Source organism: Thalassomonas actiniarum (assembly GCF_000948975.2).
Lineage (GTDB): Bacteria > Pseudomonadota > Gammaproteobacteria > Enterobacterales > Alteromonadaceae > Thalassomonas > Thalassomonas actiniarum.
In genome coordinates this window covers 2,039,950-2,064,333 of the sequence record NZ_CP059735.1, presented here as the reverse complement: position 1 = coordinate 2,064,333, position 24,384 = coordinate 2,039,950, and the positions used below count along the sequence as shown (strand labels likewise).

17 protein-coding genes are annotated in these 24,384 nt (G+C 50.9%); 8 read left to right on the top strand and 9 right to left on the bottom strand.

Annotated elements, in window-relative coordinates; genetic code table 11:
• Position 1: 1 nt before the first annotated feature.
• Both SG35_RS08945 and SG35_RS08940 read right to left on the bottom strand, forming a co-directional pair.
• Positions 2–1,786 carry a class I SAM-dependent methyltransferase gene (locus SG35_RS08945; protein WP_084692458.1) on the bottom strand — a complete coding sequence of 595 codons (1,785 nt, stop codon included), beginning with the start codon at positions 1,784–1,786 and terminating at the stop codon, positions 2–4.
• Positions 1,787–2,098: 312 nt separating this feature from the next.
• Positions 2,099–3,031, bottom strand: coding sequence for a sensor domain-containing diguanylate cyclase (locus SG35_RS08940; protein WP_044830892.1), 933 nt, complete (start codon positions 3,029–3,031; stop codon positions 2,099–2,101).
• Between the two features lie 711 nt (positions 3,032–3,742).
• Between SG35_RS08940 and SG35_RS08935 the strand changes: the two genes are divergently transcribed.
• From SG35_RS08935 to SG35_RS08915, 5 genes are all read left to right on the top strand, one after another.
• Positions 3,743–4,279 carry a hypothetical protein gene (locus SG35_RS08935; RefSeq protein WP_044830891.1) on the top strand — a complete coding sequence of 179 codons (537 nt, stop codon included), beginning with the start codon at positions 3,743–3,745 and terminating at the stop codon, positions 4,277–4,279.
• Positions 4,276–6,159 (top strand): GMC family oxidoreductase, encoded by a 1,884-nt coding sequence (locus tag SG35_RS08930; RefSeq protein WP_044830890.1) that lies wholly within the window; start codon positions 4,276–4,278, stop codon positions 6,157–6,159. The genes SG35_RS08935 and SG35_RS08930 overlap by 4 nt, the downstream gene beginning before the upstream one ends.
• A 15-nt stretch (positions 6,160–6,174) precedes the next feature.
• Entirely contained in the window at positions 6,175–7,254 is a 1,080-nt protein-coding gene (locus SG35_RS08925; protein ID WP_044830889.1) for a ferritin-like domain-containing protein, read from the top strand.
• Between the two features lie 107 nt (positions 7,255–7,361).
• Positions 7,362–9,452, top strand: coding sequence for an alkaline phosphatase family protein (locus SG35_RS08920; RefSeq protein ID WP_044830888.1), 2,091 nt, complete (start codon positions 7,362–7,364; stop codon positions 9,450–9,452).
• 351 nt (positions 9,453–9,803) lie between these two features.
• On the top strand, positions 9,804–11,558 hold the full coding sequence (locus SG35_RS08915) for a hydrogenase maturation protein (RefSeq protein WP_044830887.1): 1,755 nt from the start codon (positions 9,804–9,806) through the stop codon (positions 11,556–11,558).
• A gap of 82 nt (positions 11,559–11,640) precedes the next feature.
• Here the strand turns inward: SG35_RS08915 and SG35_RS08910 are convergent, their stop codons facing one another.
• The 5 genes from SG35_RS08910 to SG35_RS08890 form a co-directional block, all read right to left on the bottom strand.
• On the bottom strand, positions 11,641–12,021 hold the full coding sequence (locus SG35_RS08910; protein WP_044830886.1) for a DUF3718 domain-containing protein: 381 nt from the start codon (positions 12,019–12,021) through the stop codon (positions 11,641–11,643).
• A 402-nt stretch (positions 12,022–12,423) separates the two neighbouring features.
• A complete protein-coding gene (locus SG35_RS08905) occupies positions 12,424–13,308 on the bottom strand; it encodes a trypsin-like serine protease (RefSeq protein WP_044830885.1) in 885 nt (294 codons plus the stop codon).
• A 387-nt stretch (positions 13,309–13,695) separates the two neighbouring features.
• Complete coding sequence (locus SG35_RS08900) at positions 13,696–14,637, bottom strand: sensor domain-containing diguanylate cyclase (protein WP_044830884.1); 942 nt, start codon at positions 14,635–14,637, stop codon at positions 13,696–13,698.
• Between the two features lie 98 nt (positions 14,638–14,735).
• Entirely contained in the window at positions 14,736–15,746 is a 1,011-nt protein-coding gene (locus tag SG35_RS08895) for a hypothetical protein (protein ID WP_044830883.1), read from the bottom strand.
• Positions 15,746–17,083: a sphingomyelin phosphodiesterase gene (locus SG35_RS08890; RefSeq protein ID WP_044830952.1), complete on the bottom strand. Its 1,338-nt coding sequence runs from the start codon at positions 17,081–17,083 to the stop codon at positions 15,746–15,748. The genes SG35_RS08895 and SG35_RS08890 overlap by 1 nt, the downstream gene beginning before the upstream one ends.
• A 158-nt stretch (positions 17,084–17,241) precedes the next feature.
• Between SG35_RS08890 and SG35_RS08885 the strand changes: the two genes are divergently transcribed.
• The 3 genes from SG35_RS08885 (at position 17,242) to SG35_RS08875 (ending at position 21,670) form a co-directional block, all read left to right on the top strand.
• The gene (locus SG35_RS08885) at positions 17,242–18,957 is read left to right on the top strand and encodes an ABC transporter substrate-binding protein (protein WP_044830882.1); all 1,716 of its coding nucleotides are present in this window, start codon (positions 17,242–17,244) and stop codon (positions 18,955–18,957) included.
• An 86-nt stretch (positions 18,958–19,043) separates the two neighbouring features.
• Positions 19,044–19,811, top strand: a complete 768-nt coding sequence (locus SG35_RS08880) for a substrate-binding periplasmic protein (protein WP_044830881.1) — start codon at positions 19,044–19,046, stop codon at positions 19,809–19,811.
• A gap of 104 nt (positions 19,812–19,915) precedes the next feature.
• Positions 19,916–21,670 (top strand): DUF885 domain-containing protein, encoded by a 1,755-nt coding sequence (locus SG35_RS08875; protein WP_044830880.1) that lies wholly within the window; start codon positions 19,916–19,918, stop codon positions 21,668–21,670.
• A gap of 69 nt (positions 21,671–21,739) precedes the next feature.
• Here SG35_RS08875 and SG35_RS08870 read toward each other — a convergent pair whose 3' ends face one another.
• Together SG35_RS08870 and SG35_RS08865 are read right to left on the bottom strand one after the other, a co-directional pair.
• On the bottom strand, positions 21,740–22,561 hold the full coding sequence (locus tag SG35_RS08870; RefSeq protein WP_160298218.1) for a substrate-binding periplasmic protein: 822 nt from the start codon (positions 22,559–22,561) through the stop codon (positions 21,740–21,742).
• A gap of 112 nt (positions 22,562–22,673) precedes the next feature.
• Complete coding sequence (locus tag SG35_RS08865) at positions 22,674–24,269, bottom strand: ATP-binding cassette domain-containing protein (protein ID WP_044830878.1); 1,596 nt, start codon at positions 24,267–24,269, stop codon at positions 22,674–22,676.
• Between the last annotated feature and the right edge of the window lie 115 nt (positions 24,270–24,384).

Genomic DNA, 24,384 nt, shown 5'->3' with positions numbered 1-24,384 from the left:
GTTACCACTCCCTCAATTGCTGCATTTCTTTTAGCCTTCCTCTATGCATCACCAGTGCTTCAAACAAATCATCTACAGATGAGTTATCTGTTTTTAACCCCGGCAATGCAATATTAGCCTCGGCAAAAAAACGTTGTCTCTGACTATTTATCAGGAAGACTGAAGACTCATCCATTTCCAAAGCACTATCATCCAACCAAGCACTCTGCCACCAATGCAACATACGCTCTTTAGCATCCTTTAATTTCTTCTCACTCGGCAACCGGTCACTTTTTTGATGATTTACCTGACTATCAGCAGGCAGTAAATTCCATAAATCATTATTAGGCCAACGAGCAAACGGCATGCAGTGATCTATGTTGTACTTCTGCTTAAGAGTTTTTGCGGTCCAAACACAATATTGTGTTTGCTGTTGCTGTAACTGTTCAAAGCGCTGGCGAATTTCAATCGTACTTCTTTTCGGCTCCAACCAGTTTAATGCCTGTTGTAAAACATAATGTTTTTCTACCGTCTGATACCTGGCATTGCCCTTATAGCTGAGCATAGTATTCACCCACTCACTCACCAATACCGGTTCTATCCAGCAAGCATAACGGTTAAATGCCAGCCATATATGCTCAGGCAGTGAAAACTCTCCCCACTGAGTGAGCGTGGTTAAATCTAAAAAAATGCTGTCTTTGGCTCTCACCTGTTTGCTGGCAACTTCAAACACACCTTGTTCACTGTTGGGCAAAGTTATGTATTTACATGGCATGCCTTTAATGTTGCTGAGCGCATCAGATAAGGTTTTATGCAAAGCTATCGCATCGTCACCGGAAAACATATGGCCAATACGATAATCGGCTGCGGTGCGATGCGTTAATTTATGCCAACCGTTAGGCTTCATAAATCCCATGTTGGGGCTTTTATTGGGTGTCTGGAATAGTTGGTGTTTATCTATAAGATCTTTGTATTGATGACACCAGTAAAGGGCTACCAAACCCGCAGGTAAAATAACCCGGTCGCCATGTAGTGAACTTTCTCTTCTTAATACTGCGCCTGGGTGGCCATCGGCAATACGCAGTAACACCCTTAACAAAGCAAGTTTATGAGTGGCCGACTTTCCGTCATTGGTTGCAACATGTCTTATAAACGGAAAAGCACCGCTGCCGTCATCAGGCAACTGAAACACCACCGTCTGCCAACTAACTTCTTCCCGGCCAAGCTTGTCATTTTCTCGTTGGCTTTCGCTTACCGTGAACAAGCCCACTTTTTTAGCAAGCTGCTTTAATTCATCCGCACACACAGCATACATTTTTCGAGAATCTGCCGTGTGCTCGGTTTGGCTATGCCTCAGGCTTATCACCAACTTGCCGCCCGGCTTTAACAGGTTAGCCAGTTTACGTATCGAACGGGCACGGTCACTTTCAGGTATGTGCATCCAAACCGCGCTGAGTAAAATCAGGTCAAAGCTGACTTCCTGCCGGGTGACTTGTGCCAAAGCAGGCAGCGAGTCTTCCAGCCAGTTAACATTAAGGTTTTGAGTGTGTTGTTTTCCTATGTCGGCTAAAAGCTTTGCCGGTTCAACGGCTGTTACACTGACATTCTGGCTTTGTCCCTGCTCTGCCAGGTATTTGGCATCACGCCCTGCTCCGGCGCCGATATCTAAAATACGGGCGTCCGCTTTATTCAATACCGGGGTGACATAAGCCAATACACCTGCGTGTATTTCTTCAAAAAATTTTGATAGGTACTGCTGGGCAACATGACGGGCGTTATCATTGTAAAACTGTATATTTCCGGTCACTTTATTATCCGTCTGAACCGGTTGCTTTATATGCAGGTAAGGGCTGATACATCATGTTATTTTGCTCTTATGGCAAGCGCTAAATGCGGGTTAATCCATTATCTGCGCCCAAGATGCAACAGCTTTAACAAGTTGTCAAATTAATTCACGAGGATTATTTGTGTAGAATGAGGTAAATCAAACTATTGAAAAGATATTAGCCAAGCAGCAAATTTACGGCGAGTAAGAGCACAGCTAACTATTTAGGCATTATTAACTTTGAACAGGCAAAACAGCAAAATTCTTCCCCTTTAAAGGTTAGAATATGCCTTATCACAACTGAACCACATACTGATCCCGCCCCGAGTCCTTAGCCTGATACAACGCCTTATCCCCCCGGATCAACAAATCAGAAATATTAATATCCCCTTCCTTATACTGGGTCACCCCCAAAGAAAGGGTAATACTCAAAGTCGAACCACTGTCATCATAAGGTATCTCACACGCTTTAATACACAAACGAATACGCTCGGCAATATCCCCGGCATGGTTAACCTGGGTATGGGGCAGTAAAATGGCAAATTCTTCGCCGCCTACCCGGCATAAGGTATCGCTGTCACGCAACTGCTCGTTACACTGCTTGCAGAAATAACTCAGTACCGTATCTCCGACATGGTGGCCGTAGCTGTCGTTCACGGCTTTGAAAAAGTCGATATCAATCACAATCAACGACAAAGGGTGGGCATATCGCTTAGCCCGGCCAATTTCTTTTTCCGACAATTCAATAAAATAACGCCGGTTATAAATGCCGGTCAGTTCGTCGGTATTGGCCAGTTGTTCTATGTCGGTAATGGCCTGGGTCAGGGTCAGCTGTATTTTTTTCAGCTCGGTAATGTTGGCCCCCACTATCACATTCATGCCGTTGCTTAAGGTCATGCGGGTCACATTATAATATTGCCCTTCGTTGGTGTCGGTTTCGAACTGGTTGTATTCCACGCTGCGCTGCGTTTTTTCAACTTCGTCAAACCAGGTATCGAAATTGTCGGCATCTATTTTTATGCCGATAGAGTGGTTATAGGCCTCGCGCAGCAGGTCTTTTTGCAGCTGGCCTATGGCTTGTTCTTTGGGCTTGCCCAGCACAGAAGCCATTATGTCGTTGCAATACAATAATCTATAATCCCGGTCGAAAAACCCCAGGGCGTTGGGGGTTAAGTCCATGACTTCTTTGAGGGACTCCAAAAGTAAGTTGTCTACTTCCAGGCTCATGGTTTGCCTCAAGCTAAAAAATGCTATCTACAATAGTAGTACAGTAACACTTAGCGGACGACCCCCATGTCATCGGCGGTTTTCCCACGGCCAAAAAGCACTTTTCTTCCGCTGATATCCGCTGTTTCCCTTTTGCAAATTCCCGGGCAAGTACCCTTGTTGAATTTACGGCTTTATCAACTATTCTTTAGGCACATCATTTAGTCAGTCTATGAACGTCCTGTTTGCTTATCATTGCCCATCCGGCCTCAAGCCGGACTGAAACAGGGGAGCGGTCACGGTTGTCCCCTTGGCTCACCTTTAGCGCAATAATACGCAATTTCATAATACATGATGGTTATTGCACTTACCTTACTGAAACCGCCTTATTCCCCTGTTTATAAGGTGGCCGAATACCTATAAAGCGCCGCTACCAAACCAAGGTATCCGGGCAATAAATTTTCAGTTATGGCAGGTGCTTGCACGAGGCAATTAACCAAAAGGAAAAAACCATGTCTGCTGATATCAATGCAACCAAGCTTACTCCCCGTCAAAGTGGCACCCATCCCCAGGTAACTGAAAACTTAGGGCCATTGCCCCAACTTATCGAAGCCCAGCCCGGCTAAAACACGCAACAACGGATGCAACCCTTAATGCAACTTTTGATAAGCAAAGTGATGCAACAAGCAAACAATAACTGATGCGGTAACCAATAAAAATGAGGATCTCCTTATGGACAAACTTGCTGATTTTTACCAGGTCTCTGTGGTGCTTACCGGCTATAACCGCAGCCGGTTGATGGCCACGGGTATCGGTGAAGAATATTTTGAGGTACTGACCAGCCTGGTGCCCGGGAAGATTATCGATGAATTATTTATCTGCTCCAGGGCCCTGGCCCATGAATATAAAGGCGAGGCCCTGAACGAAAAGTTCCGCGAGCAGATCTTATCCAACGACCGCCTCGGCCCCGTCGCCCGCAATATCCTGAAGATGTGGTATTTGTCTTTGTGGTACCAGCTGCCGCAAAGCTGGCGGGAAACCTATGGCGTGCCCAGCCAGACACCGGGTAAATACCAGGATGTCGATTTTGTAATTTCAGAAAATGCCTATATCCAGGGCCTGGTGTGGCCGGCGCTGGGCTCACATCCCATGGGAGCGAAACAGCCGGGTTACGGCACCTGGGCCTTTAAGCCGGGGGAAGAGATCACCCGCATTAATCTTGGCACCGACCACCCCGTCAGCGACATTGAAGAAGGAAACCTGTCATGAACACAGTCATGAACACTGTCATGAACAATAACGAACACTTTGATGTGGTGATCGTCGGCGCCGGCATCAGCGGCGCCATTATGGCGCAGGAGCTGGGTAAAAACGGCAAAAGTGTGCTGATATTGGAAGCCGGTACGGGTAAAGGCGGGCGCTTTTTTTCATCTGACTGCGATGCCCCCTCTCCAAAAAACAACCAGCCGCTCAGCAGCTACCAAACCTATATGAGCACCTTCTTTACCGCCCTGGCAAAAATCCCCAATGCCCCCTACCCCAACAATGCCAATGCCCCGCAGCCGCTGGTCACAGATCTCGCCCCCATCCCCCAGGGCCAGGTCTTGGATAACGGCTATTTCGTACAAACCGGCCCGCTGCCTTTTGCCAGCACCTATACCCGGGCCGAAGGCGGCACCACCTTGCACTGGCTCGGCACCTGTTTGCGTATGTTGCCGGAAGACTTTGAAATAAAAACCCGTTTTGGCCGCGGCCTCGACTGGCCCATCAGTTATGACGAGCTGCGCCCCTGGTATGAAATCGCCGAACAAAACCTCGGGGTGTCCGCCAATGCCGACGAACAAAATTATCATCAAATCGACAACCCGGCGGTGCATATTCCATTTACCGAGTGCTACGAGTACAAGATGGAGAAAATCCCGCAAAGTTACCTGGATTTGTATTTCAGCAAGGGCCTGGCACAGATGCAGGTCACCTTTGAAGGTAAAAATTACCCGATAGATGTGGTCAGCACCCCGCAGGCCAGAAACGGCATGCCGCGCGGCGATTACCGCCCTGTCGGCGCCGTGGGCCATGAAACTGCCGGTCAGCGCTGCGCCGGTAATGCCAACTGCGTGCCGATCTGCCCCATCCAGGCAAAATACAATGCCTTAAAAACCCTGGAGCAGGCGAAAAAAACCGGCAAGGTGGAAATACGCACCCAGTGTGTGGCCTATCAGCTGGAAACCGACCAGCAGGGGAAAAACATCGCCCGGGTGCATTATAAAAAATACCAGTCGAGCAACAGCCCGGATCACCAATGCCATGCGGTTTCCGGCACTATTGTGGTGCTGGCCAGCCATGCGGTGGAAAATGCCAAGTTGCTGCTCGCTTCCAATGTCGCCAATTCCAGCGACCAGGTAGGGCGCAACCTGATGGACCACCCCACCATGCTCACCTGGGGTTTGATGCCAACGGATATCGGCGCGTTTCGCGGCCCCGGTTCCACCTCCGGCATCCCTTCGCTGCGCGGCGGCGAGTTCCGTAAAAACCGCGCCGCGTTTCGCATCGAAATCGGCAACTGGGGCTGGTCCTGGCCGGAAGGCGCGCCGGTGGGTACGGTGCCGGATTTGATCGATGAAAAAAACATGTTCGGCGATCAGCTCAAAAACTATATCGCTTCGGTCTATCCGCGCATGTTCCGCTTCGGTTTCCTGGTGGAGCAATTGCCCGATGCCAACAACCGGGTCACATTAGACGACAACTACCGGGATCAGCTCGGCAATTACCGCCCGGTGATCAGCTACAATGTTACCGACTATACCCGTGCCGGCATGGCGGCGGCAAAAGAGGTCTCGGATCAAATCTTCCAGCGCCTGGGCATAGAAGGTTTTACCGAATATAAACCCTCCGATGCCGGTTATCTCACCTACCGGGGTCAAGGCTACAGCTATAACGGCGCAGGCCATTTGGTGGGCACCCATATCATGGGGGGCGATCCGAAAACCTCTGTGGTCAACAAGTACCAGCAAAGCTGGGATCATCCCAACCTCTACCTTGTGGGATGCGGCAATATGCCCACCATTTCCACCTCCAACCCCACCTTAACCATGGCGGCCTTAACCTATTGGGCAGCGCAAAATGTGCTTGAAGCACTTAACCCGTGCTAAGCAAGGAGCAACAACATGTACCTGTCAGCAGACAAACAAAAAAGGTTTACCCCCATCACCAGCATCAGTGAATTACACCAGCAGTTACAGCTGGCCATTGAGCTGGAATTTTCTACCCTGCCGCCCTATTTAAGCGCCCTTTATTCCATTAAGGAAAATACCAATAACTGCGCCTATCAGGTGATCCAGAGCGTGGTTATGGAGGAAATGTTTCATTTAACCAATGCCGCCAATGTGCTGATTGCCACCGGCGGCAGCCCGGCGCTGAACAACACAGCCTTTATCCCAAGCTTCCCCACCAAATTGCCCGACGGGGAACAATGGTTCGAGGTCAGTTTATTAAAATTCAGCCCCGAAGCACTGCAAACCTTTAAATATATTGAAGAGCCGAGCGAGAACGTGCCGGGCAAAATCACTATCGGCGACTTTTACGCCAATGTCGAAAAAGGCCTGACTTACTTAAGCGAAACCCTGCCCCCGGATGAACTCTTCCCCGCCAGCACAGGGCCGCAAATCGCCCATAAATATTATTACGGCGGCGGCGGAGAGATCACCCCGGTGACCGATCTCGACAGCGCCATGTTTGCCATTAATGCCATCATCGCCCAGGGGGAAGGTATACCGGAGCGCTGCTGGGATCCCGACAAACCTTTCCCGTTAGAGCAAGGTACAGGCATCGCCAGCGGCGACCATCAGCTGTTTATGCAGCCCAGGGAGCTGGCCCATTATTACCGCTTCAACGAGCTGGCACAGGGGCGGCGTTATGTGTGCGGCGACAGCCATAACAGCGGCCCCACAGGCCCGAAAATCCCGATAGATTATACCCGGGTTTATAATATGAAGCCCAATCCCAATTCGGGCGATTATGCCTTTGCCCCCGAACTGGCGGCATTGGATTATGAATTTAACCGCCTCTTCACCTTGCTGCTGGACCAGCTGCATAACGCCTTTAACGGCGACCCCGAGCTGCTGGTGCCGGCGGTCGGCACTATGTTTAAGCTCAAGGAGCTGGCACAGGAGCTGATGCGTAATCCTATTCCCGACAGCCCACAGCAATATCACGCCGGGCCGACCTGGCAATACCTGAAAGGTTAAAAGCCTTAAGGGTTAAAAAAGGTTGATAGCAATACAAGGGTCACTAAAAGGTGCCCGTTACATCACAAAATAATACGGATAAAAACATTATTAACAGGAGATCAGGGATGGATAACAGAGCATTTGATCATGTACTTATTATTATGTTTGAAAACCAGTACCGGGGCTATGTACTGCAAAATCCCTATATGGCCAACCTGGCACAGCAAGGCATAGAACTGACCAACAGCTTCGGCGTGATGCACCCGTCGCAAACCAACTATATCAGCTCTATCGCAGGAGAATTGTGCGATGTCAGCGACGACGATGCCCCCAGCCCCTTGCTGAAACAGCAAACCATAGTGGACTTAATCGAAGCCTCCCCCCGCCAGCTCAGGTGGAAGGCCTATATGGACAGCTATATCGCCGATAATAACCCGTGGCAGCCGGAGAATTTTACCCCGACAGATCACTATCCTTATGTGATCAAACATAACCCGTTTTCTTCGTTTGAAAATATCGTCACCAATAAACAGCGCTGGCAGCAAATCGATAACGAAGCCGGTTTCTGGCGCGATCTGCTCAATGACAACCTGCCGGAATATGCCTGGTTTACCCCCAATATGTGGAACGACGGCCATTACCTGGCGGGCACCACAGACGACACCTGCAACGGTGAGCGGGCGCCGGTATTGGTAGACCAGCAGGCCAGCTGGCTGAAATCCTTTTTCGCCGGGTTAAATTTCCCCGGCCCGCATTCGAAACTGCCGCCCAATACCCTGGTGGTGGTGACCTATGACGAGGCCGACTTTGAAGCCTTTTTCGATAAGGGCAAAAAATACACCTACGACGGGCCGAACCAGGTTTATACCGTGCTGCTCGGCGATAACATCCGTCCCGGCAAAGAGCACCAGGGTTATAACCATTACAGCCTGTTAAAAACCATAGAAAAGAACTTTAACCTTGGCAGCCTGAATAAAAACGACCGTGATGCCAACTACTTCCAGTTTTTATGGGGTAAGTCCTTTGCCTGGCAGCCCCCGAGGGAAAGCGGTTTAAGCAAAGTAAAACAATTTGATGCCTGCAGTTTTAACAAGCAGCTGCTGTTCGTGGCGCTGGAGCACAACAACCAGTTAACTTATCGCCTTATGTGTGGTGATATGTGCGGCGAAGAAACTAACCTTGCCCGGGTACAGGCACTGCCGCTGGCGGATAATGTCGGCCAGGCTTTTGCCCTGGCCGCCAACGACCAGCAGGCATTGCTGGTTTATGGCGATACCGACGGCTTGTTAAAAGTGCTCAGCTACGACCTCGCCACCGACTGGAGATCTGTAGCGACACCGGCTCCCGAAGCCGACAATAAACAAACGCAGATACGCCAGTTAGATCTGGTGGCACTGCCGGACAATGCCGGTTTCCTGCTGGTATATCAAACCCGGGCGGGCAGTTTGTTCGGCAGCCGCTTTAGCGGTGCACCAGAGAATGCCTGGCAGGCGCCGGAAAAACTTTGCCATATCATCAATACCCCAATCGCCCTGGGCTCGGTGCCGGTCCCGGTGACGGTCAACTCCAATATCAGCGCCCCGTTTAAACTGGCGCGCCTGGGAGCCAGTATTCTGCTGGTTTATTCCCTGCCCCACAGCAACCACTTAAGCTGTTTAAGTTATAACACCGCCGAATTTAACAAGGTCAAGGTGAAAACCAGCGCCTATTCAGGTCCCTATGATGACTACACAGTGAATGCCTGGTCTGCCAGCAGCTTTACTTTAAATGTCTTTGGCGAAACGCCACCGGCGGCATCCCAGCTAATAACACCTGAACAGGAGCCCGAGCCCACCGAACAGGGGCTGGTGGCCAACGGTCAGTTTGCCCTGCAAACCCTGGACGGGGTAATACATTTGCTGCACAACGCCGGTGATAATCCCCAGTTACTCAGCAGCACCTTTTCCATCGGCGGCACCCTCACCCCGGGCCTGCCGGTGTCTTACCAACCGGATGCGCCGGGCAAGGAAAACACTAGCGATGGTTACGGTACTTTGTTTGAAGCGGGCTGGAGCCAGGTAGAGCCGGTGAGACATATTATCAGGGACCAGGACAGCCCCATTGCCATGGCGAATTTTAACGACCAGCTGTGGCTGTTTTACCAGGGACAAGGCCAGGAAAGCATTAACATTTGCCGCGGCGGCTATCACCACAAGGCAGAACAAGCAGATACCTGAACGAACAGCTAAGGAAAGAGAAAATGAGCAAGAATATCAGCCCCGGCATTCAGGCTTATTAGAGCAAATCATAGTAGCGCATACCTGCCGGGGCGGCTTTCACCGCCACGGTTTTTACGGTGATGCAATTGCTCTTCCCTGAAATCTCCCCAGGCTTTCAACCAGGACTTTCCCCCGGGAAAACGTTCAAAATTTGCGCTAAATCAAACGAATTATAAAAAATTAGACTAATTACTTCATAACAAGTGTCAGGATTCTTGACAATAAAAGGACTTACTGGTCAAATGCCGCCCATCAGGGGCGTACCCGCCCTTTGACAGGCTATTCACCCGCAGCAACAAGGAAGAACCCGTGCGTATTTTATTACTCGTCACCGCCTTTAACGGCCTCAGCCAACGCATTTATGAACAACTTAAACTCCAGGGACACGCAGTCAGCGTCGTTTTTGCCGGACAGGAAAGCGAAGTCCGCTATGCCATCGATACCTTTGAACCTGAACTGATCCTGTGTCCGTTTCTCAAACAACGCATCCCGGATGATATCTGGCAAAAACACCTGTGCATTATCATTCACCCGGGCATTATCGGCGACCGCGGGCCCTCTTCCCTGGACTGGGCGATTTTAGATCAGCAAAGCCAGTGGGGCGTCACCGCCTTGCAGGCGGACAGCGAAATGGATGCCGGCGATATCTGGTCATCGAAAAATTTTAAAATGCGCCCTGCCTCAAAAGCCAGCTTATACCGCCAGGAAGTTACGCAAATGGCATCGGCACTGGTGGACGATATTCTGGAGTGGCAGCAAATGGCAGACTTTAAACCCCTGCCGCTCGATTACAGCGATAAAAAAGTCAAAGGCAGCTTAAAACCCCTGATCCGCCAGGCAGAGCGCAGCATTAACTGGCACCGGGACAATACCTGCGAAGTCTTGAGAAAAATCCACGCCGCCGACAGTTTCCCCGGTGTACTGGATGATTTTTTCGGGATCGGCGTTTACCTTTTCGGCGCCCACCAGGAGCTGGTGTTAAAAGCCGATGCCCCGAAAAAAGTCATTGCCCAGCGTGACGGCGCCATTTGCATCTCCACCTTAGACGGCGCCATCTGGATCAGCCATTTGAAACAGCAAAAAAACGCCGACAACAGCTATTTTAAATTGCCCGCCGCCTGGGTGCTGGCAGAGCACCTGACAGAGACTCCCGAGCTTAAACTGCCGCCGCTGGCAGCCCATAAGATCAAAACCTATAAAGAAATCAGCTACCGCGAAGCCGACGGCGTCGGTTACCTTTATTTTAATTTTCATAACGGCGCCATGGGCACAGAGCAGTGTCAGCGCCTGCTGACCGCCTACAAAGCCGCCCAGTGCCGCAATACCCGGATATTGGTGCTGATGGGGGGAGACGACTTCTTCTCAAACGGCATCCACCTCAACCATATTGAGGCGAGCGACGATCCGGCCGAGGAGTCGTGGCGCAATATCAATGCCATAGACGACCTGGTACAGGCGATCCTGGAAACCCGCAACAAAATCACCCTGGCCTCCCTGGGCAACAATGCCGGCGCCGGCGGCGTGATGCTGGCACTGGCCTGTGATCAGGTGGTCGCCCGCGACGGCGTGGTGCTAAACCCCCATTATAAAACCATGGGTTTGTACGGCTCCGAATACTGGACCTATACCCTGCCGCGGCGTATCGGCTACCGCCAGGCAATCGACCTGACCCAAAGCTGTATGCCGCTCGGCGCCCAGGCCGCCGCCAACATAGGGCTGGTAGATGCGGTATTCCCGTCAGACCCGACCGCTTATGCGTTTGATTTAAAAGAATATTGTAGAATTCTGCTTGAAGATGACCAGTATGTGGCCTTGCTGAGCACTAAACTGGCCCAACGAGATAAAGACGAGCTGGAAAAACCCCTGGCCCAGTACCGGGAAGAAGAGCTGCTGCAAATGAAACACTGTTTCACCGCCGCCGACAGCCAGTACCACAGGCTAAGAAAACAGTTTGTCTATAAGGTTTGCCCGGGCACAACACCGGCGCGCCTGACCCAGTATCCCCTGGTCAGCACAGCTGCCGACAGCAACGGCATTGCCGATTTAACTCCGCTCACGGAATAAACAGGGAATAAAAGCCGAATAGACAGGGAACAATATCGGGGGCAGCTTCATTTGCAACGGCCCCCGAAAAGGTGTTGTGCTACTAGTGCACCATCACCAGGATAACTTCCTGATCCTCGCCTGCTGCCTGTTGTTTTTCTTGCGCCGCTTTAGCAATGTCGATAATACTGACTTTTCCCTTGTGGAAGCGGTTAATATAATCCGCGGTTCTTGTTGCGCCATAGGCGGCGGCGAATCTGGCAATTTCCTCACCGTTACAGGTCAGGTTATTGGCAATATACTTGTGCCTTACCCCGTAACGTTTTGCCATATCTTTGTAGCCGATCAAATCGTTTTTAGCCGCAGAAACACATATCTGAGTGCCGGGCAGATTATTGGCGGCAACAAATTTGTAGGTGGCGGCATTGGCCGAAAAAGCAAAAGCCGTGGCTGCGGTAAGTAGAGCTGTTATTACAGATTTCATGTTATTCTCCTCAAGGCGCAAATAAAGCACTTTTACAAGCAAAAGCAAGTCTTGGCCGTCAAGTTAAACCTCAACTGTTAAACACGTTTTAATCTTAATACAAATCGCCAGGATCGCCTGTTTATTGAGGGGGTTTTGTATGTCAAGATGTTAGATTTTATGACGCAGAAAAAAGGACTTTCTGCCAATTAAAAATGACGAAAAAACGTTATCCGCTTGAAGTTACAGCCAATTAAAATGAAGGCTGATTTTTACCGCTTGCTAAGTGATTGATCTCCGCTTATCCGGTCAGACATGAGCTGTTACAGCCGTTGGTTTTTCGAAACAAGTTGGGCATTGGCACCTGCCTCACTGATCCTTAGAAATCACACAGATGCCAAGCCGATAAATCGGCCGCTATTGTTATAGCGACCAACCCGCCCAAGCCGCCAAACCAGAAAGCTTGGTTTCCATATTGGTATAGGCAATGCCGGAAGTGTCCATAAAGCTGTAATAGGCCCCGACACCGATCACTTTGTTGTTTTTAAAAGCCGGGCCGCCGGAATCTCCCGGGCATAAACCCGGCGCGCTGCCATCGAGTTTAGGCGCTGCAACCACAACATTATGATAGAAAACCTCCGCTGCCTTACCGGCATAATAGGCACTATATCCGGGATGGTTATCATAGGCATCAATAGCCAGGGCATAAGTATTACCGGCCTTTTTACGGCCATAACCGCTACGGTTTTTGCCAACTTTTTCCTCGCAGCCATAACCTACCAGGGTAATATTATCTCCGGGGTGTACTTCATTAAAGTCCACTGCACTCACGGGATAAGGGGAAGTATTTTGCAGGGTAAAGGTGGCAACATCAAAACTATGCATGCCTGCCCCGTTGGTGCTTTCATTACTATTGATACGGCTGAGTATCTCGGACACATAAGATGAATGCAGCATCACCCGGTTAAGATAATTCACCGTCCAGCCCGATGAAGTCGTCGGCTCTTGCACATTACTTAAATAAACTTTTGCGCCAAAGAAAGCACTGCTTTCAACCTCACCTGTGGTTTTGTCGATAAGACAATGCGCCGCGGTTAAATATCTGTGGCTGGCAATTTTCACGGCGGTACAGGCACTGCCGCCGGAGACAAAAAACTGCACCGCAGACGGCCAGTCACTGGTTGTGCTGCCGCCGATCAGTTGGATAGACGGGCCTTTTGCTTTTCCCGCCTTATCCAGGGAAATGGCGCCGGCTAGCGGACTCAATAACAGGGTTATGGCCACAGGTAATATTAATTTTTTGAACATATTCATTCCTTTAAATGTGTTTAGCGTTAATTCCCGGGGCCTGTTTATCTTTCTAGGGGATTAAGATTTTGAGCGTTTTTGCAGTTATCAAGACAAAAAACGGACCTGTCGTGATGCCACATGACATTTTTCTCACGCAGACAGGTGTCAGAACAGCCAAAAATCATTCACGCCCCAAAATAAACAGGCCCCAAGTTCAGAGATGAACTCGGGGCCTGGGATTATACTGAAAGTAATTTAACAACCTACTGTTTTATTTGATTTTTTATATCTATTCAACAAAAGTTTGTTTTAGTTCAAAGTTAACCGCGCTGTTTATAAGGCATTGCCGCCAAGGCGACATAAGGCATGCATTTTGGGTAACTGGAGGTGACTGGATATCAGGCACTATTTTTGTTCATGCTCCTCCCGGTAGAACTGGCACATATTGCGACCGTTGGCTTTTGCCTGGTACAGGGCCTGATCCGCCTGGTTGTACAAGTCCTGGTAAGTGTGGGCAACCGAAGTGCACAAGCTGATACCTATGGAGGTGGTCATGGCTATGCTGTTGCCCCGGTATAGCAGCGGATTGTCGGCAATGGCTTCGCGAATGCGCTCGGCGACCAACAGTACTTCTTCGACCTTAGTGCGACCGAGAAACACGGCAAATTCTTCACCGCCGATGCGGCCGAAAATATCGTAATCCCGGAGCATTTTTTTCACCCGTTTCGCCACCGCCTGCAGCACCAGATCCCCCGCCTGGTGGCCATAGTTGTCGTTGATACCTTTAAAAAAATCCAGATCTAAAATCATATAGGCCACCTGGTAGTTATGGCGGCGGCACCTGTGCAGCTCGGCTTCGACCGAGTCGACAAAACAGCGGCGGTTGGCCACCCCGGTCAGCTCGTCGGTCAAAGCCAGCTGCCTGAGGTTGTCTCGTGATTCCAGCAGTTTTTGCTCCAGCACTTTTTGCTCGGTGACCTGCTTGGTCTGGATCAGGATTTCGCCGCGGTCATTTTTGATCTCGGAAAACAAAAACCAGCGGTCATCATGACTTTGCATTTCAAATAAGCGATAGTTATTCGAGCGCCACTGGGTGCTGATCCGGGCCAGCAAGACATCAAGATCATCGGTGTCGGTTTTAAAGCCTTTATCGGAGTTAAAACACAGGGAAATGATATCAAGGAAAGTGCGGCCAATAAGCACCCCGGCATCAAAACCTAAAATTTGCCCATAGGATTGGTTGCAGTAGAGCAGATGGTCATTGGCGTCAAAAATGGCATAACCTTCTTCATTGCTTTGTACAAATTCGAACAGCTTGTTAGCCAGTTGCTCACGGTCTGGGGCCATAATGCCAGCCTCTTTAGCTAAGACAATTAAAAGCTTAGACCATAGCCTACCCGCTGCCAACTCATGCCCCGGGCTAACTGCCAACAGCCGCCCGAAGATTAATCCGCGAAGAAATCCAGCCGGTAGCGGTATTTTTGTGTGCTCTGATAACTTTGCCACTCGGCTGTGGATAAGTGCGCCAGGGTTGTTTTCCTTAACAGCGCCAATTCCCGGTTCAGTGCCGCCAGGCCTTGTTGATAGCTGGCCACGGTATCCGCCTGCTGCGCCACTTGCCCTGCCCTTTGCTGCACCGAGGCCGCCTGCTCCGGGGTTAAATACAAGTGCGCCAGCTCGGCCCGGGCCATTGCCTGCTGGCTTTCACTAAAAGATGGCGGTAACAGCGACAAAGCTTGTTCGTATTTGGCCTGCGAAGTTTGCAGCTCAAAACTTGCCAGCTTACCCTGCCAGCGTGAGGTCAGCTGCCGGTAGCCGTCAATAAACGCCTCGACCCCGGATAATTGCGCCAATTCCCGTCCCTGAAGGGAAAAGTCATACAGGGCATATTCGTCCCGGTATAACAACTCGGCGTCTTGTCCCCATACCTGCTCATTGATGGCTTTAACCCGGGCAATTTTATCTTCAAGTGCGCTGTCATGGGCGCTAAGTTCGGCCCCGAGCAACTGCTCGCGTACCTGCTCCAAGTCGGCAAAATTTTCCAGCAAATGATAATAGTCGGGCGCCAGCACCGAGTGCAGCCGGGCCAGCTGTTCCGGGCAATTATCTTGTGCCGTGCACAACTGCCAGAAGCGGCGCAGTAATGCCTGCAAGGTCTTACCCGAGGCCAGTTCTATTTCTCGGCTGGTATGCTGAGCCCAGCTTTCTGCTGCACCCTGCTCTGTCGGCTGTGACTTTTCAGCTAAACCCGGGTCGACCGCCGGGTGGGTATGCTTAGGCTGGATACGTCTTAAGGCCTGGTTCAGCCCGTTACTTTTTTGGGCAATAGCAACAGCCGGTATTTCCATATCTCCTTTGCCTTGACCAAAAAACTCATAAAAGCCGTAAAAGCAAACCAGAGTAAAAACAACCGCACCGCCCCAAAGGGCGGTGCTTAACGCTAATCTTGAGGCCATTAACGCAGTTCCGTCACCACAGGGAAGTGATCCGACAGGTTCCAGTGTTTAAATAACCGTTGATCAGAGCTTCTCGGGATTTTCACCACATTGGTATTGTGCTCACGTCCCTGGTGCGCCTTGCTGACCACGATATAATCCAGGTATTCGATGTTTTCGCCGCCGGACAGGGCCTTACCGGCAAAGCCGTTGATGCGCGGGTCAAAGGTCGACTCGGTATAACCGCCGTACTCAGGCTCTTGTGCATTGAGGTTAGCGAGCATATCGGCATAATCGTCGGCAAACTTGCGTTTGTTGACATTAAAGTCGCCGCCGTAAATCACGGTTTCATCGGCGGGAATATTCAGGTTTTCGGCAAAGGTACGCATCTGCTGGAACTGGCGCTGGCGGTACTCCCGGGCGGTGTCGGTATCAAACGAAGCGGTATGGGTTGCCAGCAAGTGGTAGGCCTTGCCCCCCTTGATCACTTCGGCGTAATTCAGGCCTTTATCGGCAAAACAGTCGCTGCCGCTGCAATCGGGATAAACATATTGTCCCTGGTTCACTATCGGGTAACGGCTGACAATAGTAACGCCGCCGTCATAGATATTAATGCCGTCTTTATCCAGCATCCGGGTCTGGTACGGGTACTCTGCTGCCAGGGTGCGCAGGAAAGCCTCGCGCCCGGAGGCAAAAACTTCCTGCAGCATCAGCACATCATAACCTTTCATATATGCGGGCAAAATATCGTAGCGGTCGCCGATATGGGAAGCAATTGCCGGCAACGCCCAGATATTATAGGTCATCACCTTAAGGGTATCGGCATCGGGGTTGGCCTGCTCGTCGATTTTTTGCGGGGTAACGGCATAATAGAGATCGTCATAACGGGCGGTAGCCGCAGCCTTAAAGGCCAGCTCGGTAGTAGCGCCTTGCTGACTCATTTGCACCTGCTCGCGGTGGATATCCCTGTCATCATACCAGCGCAGGGCAAATTCGTCCGAGCTGGCGCCGTGCTTTAAGCTGGAGTTGTACCAGTGCCCTTTGACCTGCTGGTGCAAAGCAACACTGTCGCCGTGCTCATTGGTGAGCATAGTTTCAAAATGGTAGGTCTTGCCGGATTTTACATTTTCCCAGCGGTTAAAGCTGAGTACCATACGGGTTTCCCACGGCCCTAAAGTCTGGACATGCTGTTGCCATTCGCTGCCCTCGATAAGTAAGGCATCCCCGGTATGGCTGACCGATACCGACAGGTTTTGCGGCGAGTTATTGGTCACATAAACATCACTGTCTGCCAGCACCGGCAGGGCAAGTGAAGCGCCAAGACACAAGGCGGTAAGGGTTTTTACACTAAATGTCATATCGTTTCCTTCGATTTTTATCATAAACTCCATTGTGGATTCCACCATAGCAAGATGACAACATCATTGCACCTTAATGAAAAAGGCCGCTGACATTAAAAATCCTTGCTATCTCAGCTAAAGTTATAACTGGGGAGACGACTCACGGGAGGCTTAGGATGATTAAAGCGCTGTTGATGGCGTTGCTCATCGTTAACTCCTTAGCCGGGCAAGCATTCGCCGCGACACAAGACAGTCACGGGATAAAATCAGCCCGCACCTGGATAGAAAAGGAGTTTACCGTCTCGAGTATCAGCCGCGAGCAGCAAGTTGATGAAATGCGCTGGTTTATCGAAGCCGCCAAACCCTACCGGGATATCGAAGTACGGGTGGTCTCGGAGCGCATCGCCACCCACTTATACGAAGCCAATACCCTCGCCCGGGCTTTTTTTGACATCACCGGCATCCGGGTCATCCATGAAATCACCGGCGAAGACGACGTCATTAAAAAGATACAGACCCAGATTGAACTGGGGATCCCCTTATATGATATGTACATCAACGACAGCGATTTTATCGGCAGCCATTACCGCTCCGGGGCGGTAATAGCGCTCAGCGACTTTATCGCCGGCGCAGGAAAAACCGTCACCCTGCCGACCCTGGATTTGGCGGATTTTATCGGCTTACCTTTCACCACAGGTCCCGACGGCAAATTATATCAGTTACCGGATCAGCAGTTTGCCAACCTCTACTGGTACCGCCACGACTGGTTTTCCCGCCCGGCGTTAAAAAAACAATTTAAGCAGCGTTACGGTTATGAGTTAAACGTGCCGGTCAACTGGTCCGCCTATGAAGATATTGCCGAGTTTTTCACCGTACATGTGAAACAGATAGACGGGGTCCGGGTCTACGGGCATATGGATTACGGCAAAATGGACCCTTCCCTGGGCTGGCGTTTTTCCGATGCCTGGCTGTCGATGGCGGGGGTCGGGGATCCTGGCCTGCCCAACGGTTTACCGGTAGATGAATGGGGCATAAGGCTTGAAAACTGCCACCCGGTCGGGGCCAGTGTTGCCCGCGGCGGCGCTTTGAACAGTCCGGCGGCGGTTTATGCATTAACAAAATTTATCCACTGGTTGGAGCAATATGCGCCGCCGGATGCCAAACACCTCGACTTTACCGGCGCCGGCGCCTGGGCCGGCAAAGGACAGATTGCCCAGCAGATTTTCTGGTATAGCGCTTTTACCGCCGCCCTGCTCGATCCCCGCTTGCCGGTCACAGACGATAACGGCCATCCGAAATGGCGCATGGCCCCCAGTCCCAGGGGACCTTACTGGCAACCGGGCATGAAACTGGGCTATCAGGATGTCGGCGGCTGGACCATGTTGACCGGCACACCACTAAAGCGGCGTCAGGCCGCCTGGCTGTATGCCCAGTTTGTGGTGTCAAAAACCGTCTCCCTGAAAAAATTCCTGGTGGGGCTGACCCCGGTTCGCCATTCGGATATTTTCTCCGGGCATATCAGCGAAGTAGCGGGAAAATATGCCGGTCTTGTTGATTTTTACCGCAGCAATGCCCGTAAAGCCTGGACCCCTACCGGCATAAATGTCCCGGATTACCCGGGCCTGGCAGACTTATGGTGGAAACATGCCGGTTTGGCGGTACATCACAAAATCAGTGCCAAACAGGCCATGGATCAACTGGCACTTGCCATGGATGAGCGGCTGCTGGCCATTGCCGGGAAAGGACAGAAAAAGTGCCAGCCCAAACTCAATACCCCCAAAAGCGAATTATACTGGCTAGCCCGGCCCGGGGCGCCGAAACCAAAGTTAATCAATGAAAAACCCGGGGGGGAAACCCGTAGTTATCGGGACTCACTTAAAAACTGGCGTTAAGCAACCAAAACCGCTGCCATAATTAACATACAGAACACGGCAAAACAAAGACGTATGACAAGCGCTGAGCCAAAGACAAAACAAATATGAGCATTGTAACCCGCCTGACAAACAAGATATTGCCGCAGGGCTTGTCCCTGCTCTTGTTTATGGCTAACCCGTCTCTGTTTGCTGCCCCCCCGCTGGTGCTGATGACCCAGGAAATGCCCCCTTATGTTATTAAGCACCAGGGGGAAATTACCGGCGCCAGTGTCGATATCATCCGGGCGCTTTTTCAGCAGGCGAAGCTGCCTTATCAGATCAAAATACTGCCGTGGAAGCGGGCCTATGAGACCGCTAAAAATACCAGCGCCTGTATTTTTCCGGTGCAACGTTCGCAGCAACGAGAGGCCGAATTTGAGTGGATCAGCCCGGTGTTGATCAGCCAAACGGCTTTTTATGCTGTCGGGGCAGATAAAACACCGCTAAGCAGCTTACATGATGCCATGGCTTTTAGCGTAGGCACCTACCGCGGCAGCGCCATCGAGGAATATTTACTCGCCATGGGCTTTAACGTCGACTCGGTATCACGGGACAAGGCCAATATCAACAAACTGCTCTCCGGACGCATTGCCTTATGGGCGGCGGACACCTTAACCGCCCCGTACCTGCTGCAACAGGCCAGGGTGGATACCATTAAACCTTTGCTGGTCTATTTCACCAGTTTACGGGCCCTGGCCTGTCATGCTTCGGTGGGCAAGGCAAGCGTCAACCGTTTGCAGCAGGCATTAAAAACCCTGTATAAAACCGGCGTGATCGATGAAATCCTGTCCAGATATAAAACCTTATATCAAGTAGCGGCAACAAGGCCTTAAACATATTTACACAATTTTCTGCTGGCCAAAAAGCCTGCTATCGGCCTACATTATCCTGGCATACTCGCCTGGTTGCGGGTTAATTTAGCAAAGGAAAAATAATAATGAATAAAAAATGGATATTCGGCGCCTGCCTGAGCTTAAGCCTGTGTTTCTCCGGGCTTGCTAAAGCGGAAGCCGACTGGGTAAAACGCAGTAACCAGTACAGCCAGATTTTGCTTGAGGTGATCGCCCAGTTATCGCCGGAGTCGGCAGCCGAGCTCGGGGTCAACGGCTTTGACAACAGCATTATCGATTTAAAACCCGGCATCAACGACAGGGCTATCAAAAGCTTTAAGGAAGCAAAAGAAGAACTGTTAAAAATTCAGGCAAAAGAACAACACCCGGCGGTCAGGCAGGATCTGGAAATTTTATTAACCGCCATCGACGACTCACTGCAGCAAATCGCGCTGGAGCAGCAATATTATTTTCCCTATTTTAATGCCAGCGAGCTGATTTATAACGGCCTGCGCAGTTTGCTCGACCATCAGAAAACCCCTGAGCAGCACCAGGCAGCGCTGGTAAGATTGCAGCGTTATACCGGCATGGAAATAGGTTACCAGCCGTTAACCGAACTTGCCCGGGCAGAAGTGCTCAGGGGCTTGAAACAGCTGGGCAAATCGGGGCCGCTAAAAGAAAGCATCGAAAAAGACCTGCAAAACAGTGAAACCTTACTCAAGGAAATAGAAACCCTGTTTACCGATCATGGCATCACAGGTTTTGAAAAACCCTATAGCGAGCTCAAAACGCAAATCGCGCAATATAATGAGTTTATCCGCAGCCAGGTACTGCCGCGCGGCCGCGACGACTTTAAGTTACCCAAGCAAATGTATGCCTTCGCCTTAAAAGAATACGGCGTGGATATGCCGCTCGATGAACTGCAGCGCCGGGCCAAGGTGGAATTTAAACAACTGCAAAATACCATGCAGGCCCAGGCGATGGCCATTGCCAAAAAACGCGGCTATTCAGATCACGACTACAGGGCCGTACTTAAATCCCTGAAAAAACAGCAGATCACCGGCGAAGCCATTCTGCCCTTTTACCATGCGAAAAATGACGCCCTGGAAGAGATCATCAAACGGGAGCAGATCATCACCTTGCCCGAGCGGGATCTGGTGATCCGCCTGGCATCCCCCGCCGAAAGTGCGCAAAGCCCCGCCCCCTTTATGAAACCGCCGCGTATGATAGGCAATACCGGAGAAGTGGGTGAATTTGTGCTGCCGCTGAAATACCCCGGCGCCAAAGACGGCCAGACGCTGCATATCGACGATTTTACCTATGAGGCGGCAGCCTGGCCGTTAAGCGCCCACGAAGCCAGACCCGGACATGAATTGCAGTTTGCTTCCATGGTGGAAAAAGGCGTCTCGACCGCGCGGATGATTTTCGCCTTTAACTCGGTGAATGCCGAAGGCTGGGCCTTGTATATGGAAGAAGAAATCAAACCTTACCTGACCCTGGAAGGCCAGTTTGCCACCAACTGGAGCCGCCTGATCCGCGCCGCCCGGGCCTTCCTCGACCCGGGATTAAATACCCGCCAAATCACCAAAGACCAGGCGCTGAAGGTGCTCAAGGATGATTTGGTATTATCCGACGCCCTGGCCACTTCCGAGCTCGAACGTTATACCTTCCGCGGCCAGGGGCAGGCAACCTCATATTTTGTCGGTTACAGCCGTTTGATGTCGCTGCGGGCAGAAACCGAGCTGTTAATGGCGGATAAGTTTAACCGGCAAAAATATCACGACTTTATCCTGGCACAGGGCCTGTTGCCCCCTGCCCTGCTGAAAAAAGCCGTGATGACGACTTTTGTCAACAGTCACTAGCAAGAGTTTCCCCCGCCAGGTTTGACTTGCCGGGGGATTTACAAGCCTTTATTGGCAACTGAGCGGCAGCTATTTTTGTGTCAATAAGTTTGACTGCAGCCAGGTGATTTTTTCCATTGAACTGTACTTATTAATGATCTCTGTTGCCTGACGGCTTTGCCGTATTTTTTTTAACCTGAGATTTAAACGTTTGACTATGGCATCCGGCACCTGAAGGTTCAGCGCCAGGTAATTTCCGCCGAGATCTTTAATACGAAAGACTTTAACCGCATGATCCGGTGCAAAACCGTACATGGCCAAAGAATCCGAAACCGTGATATCTGATCCTAACGCCAGATCAATCTTGCCGTTAAATAACATTTTATAACTTTCATTGCTGCTGGCAAAGCCCAGCAACTGCTGGTCGGTTAAACCTTTGCTGCGAAAAATCTCTTCATAAATCCCCCGGCGCACATAACCAAGGGAATAATTTTTGATGTCTTCAAAACCATTAATCACTATGTGTTTATTGGCCGCCAGACGAAACAGATAAACGCCGTCTGAGCTTGAAGGAAAAGGACCGACCCATTTAAATTTATCCAGACGGGATTGGGTTAAGGCGGTAGAGATCACACCACCGGACTGGTTGCTCAGGGCTGCGGTATAGGCCCGGGTCCAGGGGGTCAGCTGCAGCTGGTAATCTATGCCTTCTTGCTTGAGTATCAAGCGCAGCAATTCGATATTTATGCCGGTAATGTTATCTTTCTCATCAATAAACTGATACGGGGGCATCAGTTCGGTATAAATATTTAATGAAAACTCACTATCCGATGTTTTCGCCTGGCCATAACAAGGCCCTGCCATCATCACCAACAGCACCAGTAGTTGTACAACTAAATCCTTACCGGGCAAAGATCCCCACATTTAACATGACTCGCTTTGACTAAGTGCCCGCCGGGAAAACAGGCACTGTTATAGCATTATTTTATACTAACTTGCCCTGCTTGAGTGAGCTAAAGCCAATTTAAAGCAAAGACATCTCCCGGGTAATGCCCGCCTGGCGGGCAAAAAGCGTATCATGGCTGACCAGGATAAAACTGCCGTTAAAGTCTGCCAGCGCCCGGGCAAATAAATCTTTGCTGCGGATATCTAAATGGTTATCCGGCTCGTCGAGCAAAATCAAATCACTGTCGCTCAGCTGGCTGATAATGGCAATGCTCAACTTTGCCATTTCACCGCCGCTTAAGGCGGCCAATTTTTTTTCAGCCAGCTCGGCGCGAAATCCTACGGCCGCCAGTATTGCCCGGCTTTGGCTTCGGCTAAGGTGCGGACAAAAATAGTTCAGCGCCCCCAACAGGTTAACAATTTGTTTTTGCTCAAGTGCCAGCTGGCTGAAAAACTGATCAAAATAAACAGGCCGGGCACGCATCCTTATGCCTGCCCCCAGCTCTCCCGGATAAGTAAACTGCTGACAAAGTAACTTCAACAAAGTGGATTTCCCGCTGCCGTTTGCCCCGCAAAGGTGCAGTTTTTCGCCGGGAGCCAGGGTAAAGCTCAGCGCTTTCTCCCGGGTAAAGGGCAGCTTAAGGTTTTCCACGGTTAATAAGCTTTGTCTCTGCCCCTGAGTCTGTGCCAGCTTGATATTAAAGCTAAGGCTTTGCTCCTGCCCTGCTTTGGCCGCACTTATCTCCTGGGATAAGGCCGATTGTTGCCGGGCATTTTGCTTAAGGCGCCCGGATGTGCCCGCCTGGGCCTTATTCTTTTTAAAGTCGAGCAGGACTTTGGCCTGACTGCCGCTTTGACGGTTTTTCTGTCCGTTTTGCCGGCGCTTTTGCGCTTTCTCGGCGCTTGCCTGCCGGCGGTTTTTCAAGGCCTTTAACCGGGCATTTTTATTTTTCAGGCGCCGCTCAACTCCCTGCTGCTCCGCCTGGTGCTGGCGGCAATAGTCCCGGTAGTTACCGCCGTAGAGTGAGATTTTCCCCCGGTGCAATGTTAAGGTTTGCCGGGCAAGCATCAACAGCTCCCGGTCGTGGCTGATCAGCAAAATGCCGCCGTTAAACTGTGACAGCACTTGTGTTAACCAGGCTTTACCCGCACTGTCCAGATGATTGGAAGGTTCATCCAACACCAGGAAATCCGGCTTCGCCGCCAGCAGTTTAAGCAGCTGCAAACGGGTAAATTCGCCGCCGCTAAGCTGACGGCAGCTTTGCTCCAGGGCAATATCCAGCCCCGCCAGTTTTAGCTGTTGCTGCGTTTGCTGCGCCAACAGCCAGTTATCATTAACCAGTTCAAAATCTTCGACGGCACTGCCGCCGGCGCTGATGCGTGCCAGGGCATCCAGCTGCTTATCGATCGCCAGAAATTGCGCCACCGTTTGCCCGCAGGCAGTATCTGTTGTCCGGGTCAATTGCGGCAAACAGGCTAATTTCTGCTCGCAGACAATACTGCCGGAGCCGGGTGAAATTTCCCCGCAAAGCAACTTGGCCAGTGTAGATTTGCCCGAGCCGTTATCGCCGAGCAGGCTATAAAAATTCCGCTCCAGGCTCAGGTTAACATCGGCAATGAGTGCCTTGCCACAAGGCAGTGAATAATTGAGTTTATTGATTTGTATGCAGGCCATAGATCCTCCGCTAAAGCTCTGGAGGCGGGGCGGCGTTGCCGGTAGCTGTTGCCGATAACAAGCGATAGCTCTGACGGGCACAATATCACTTTGCCCGGTGCAATAAATCATGAAC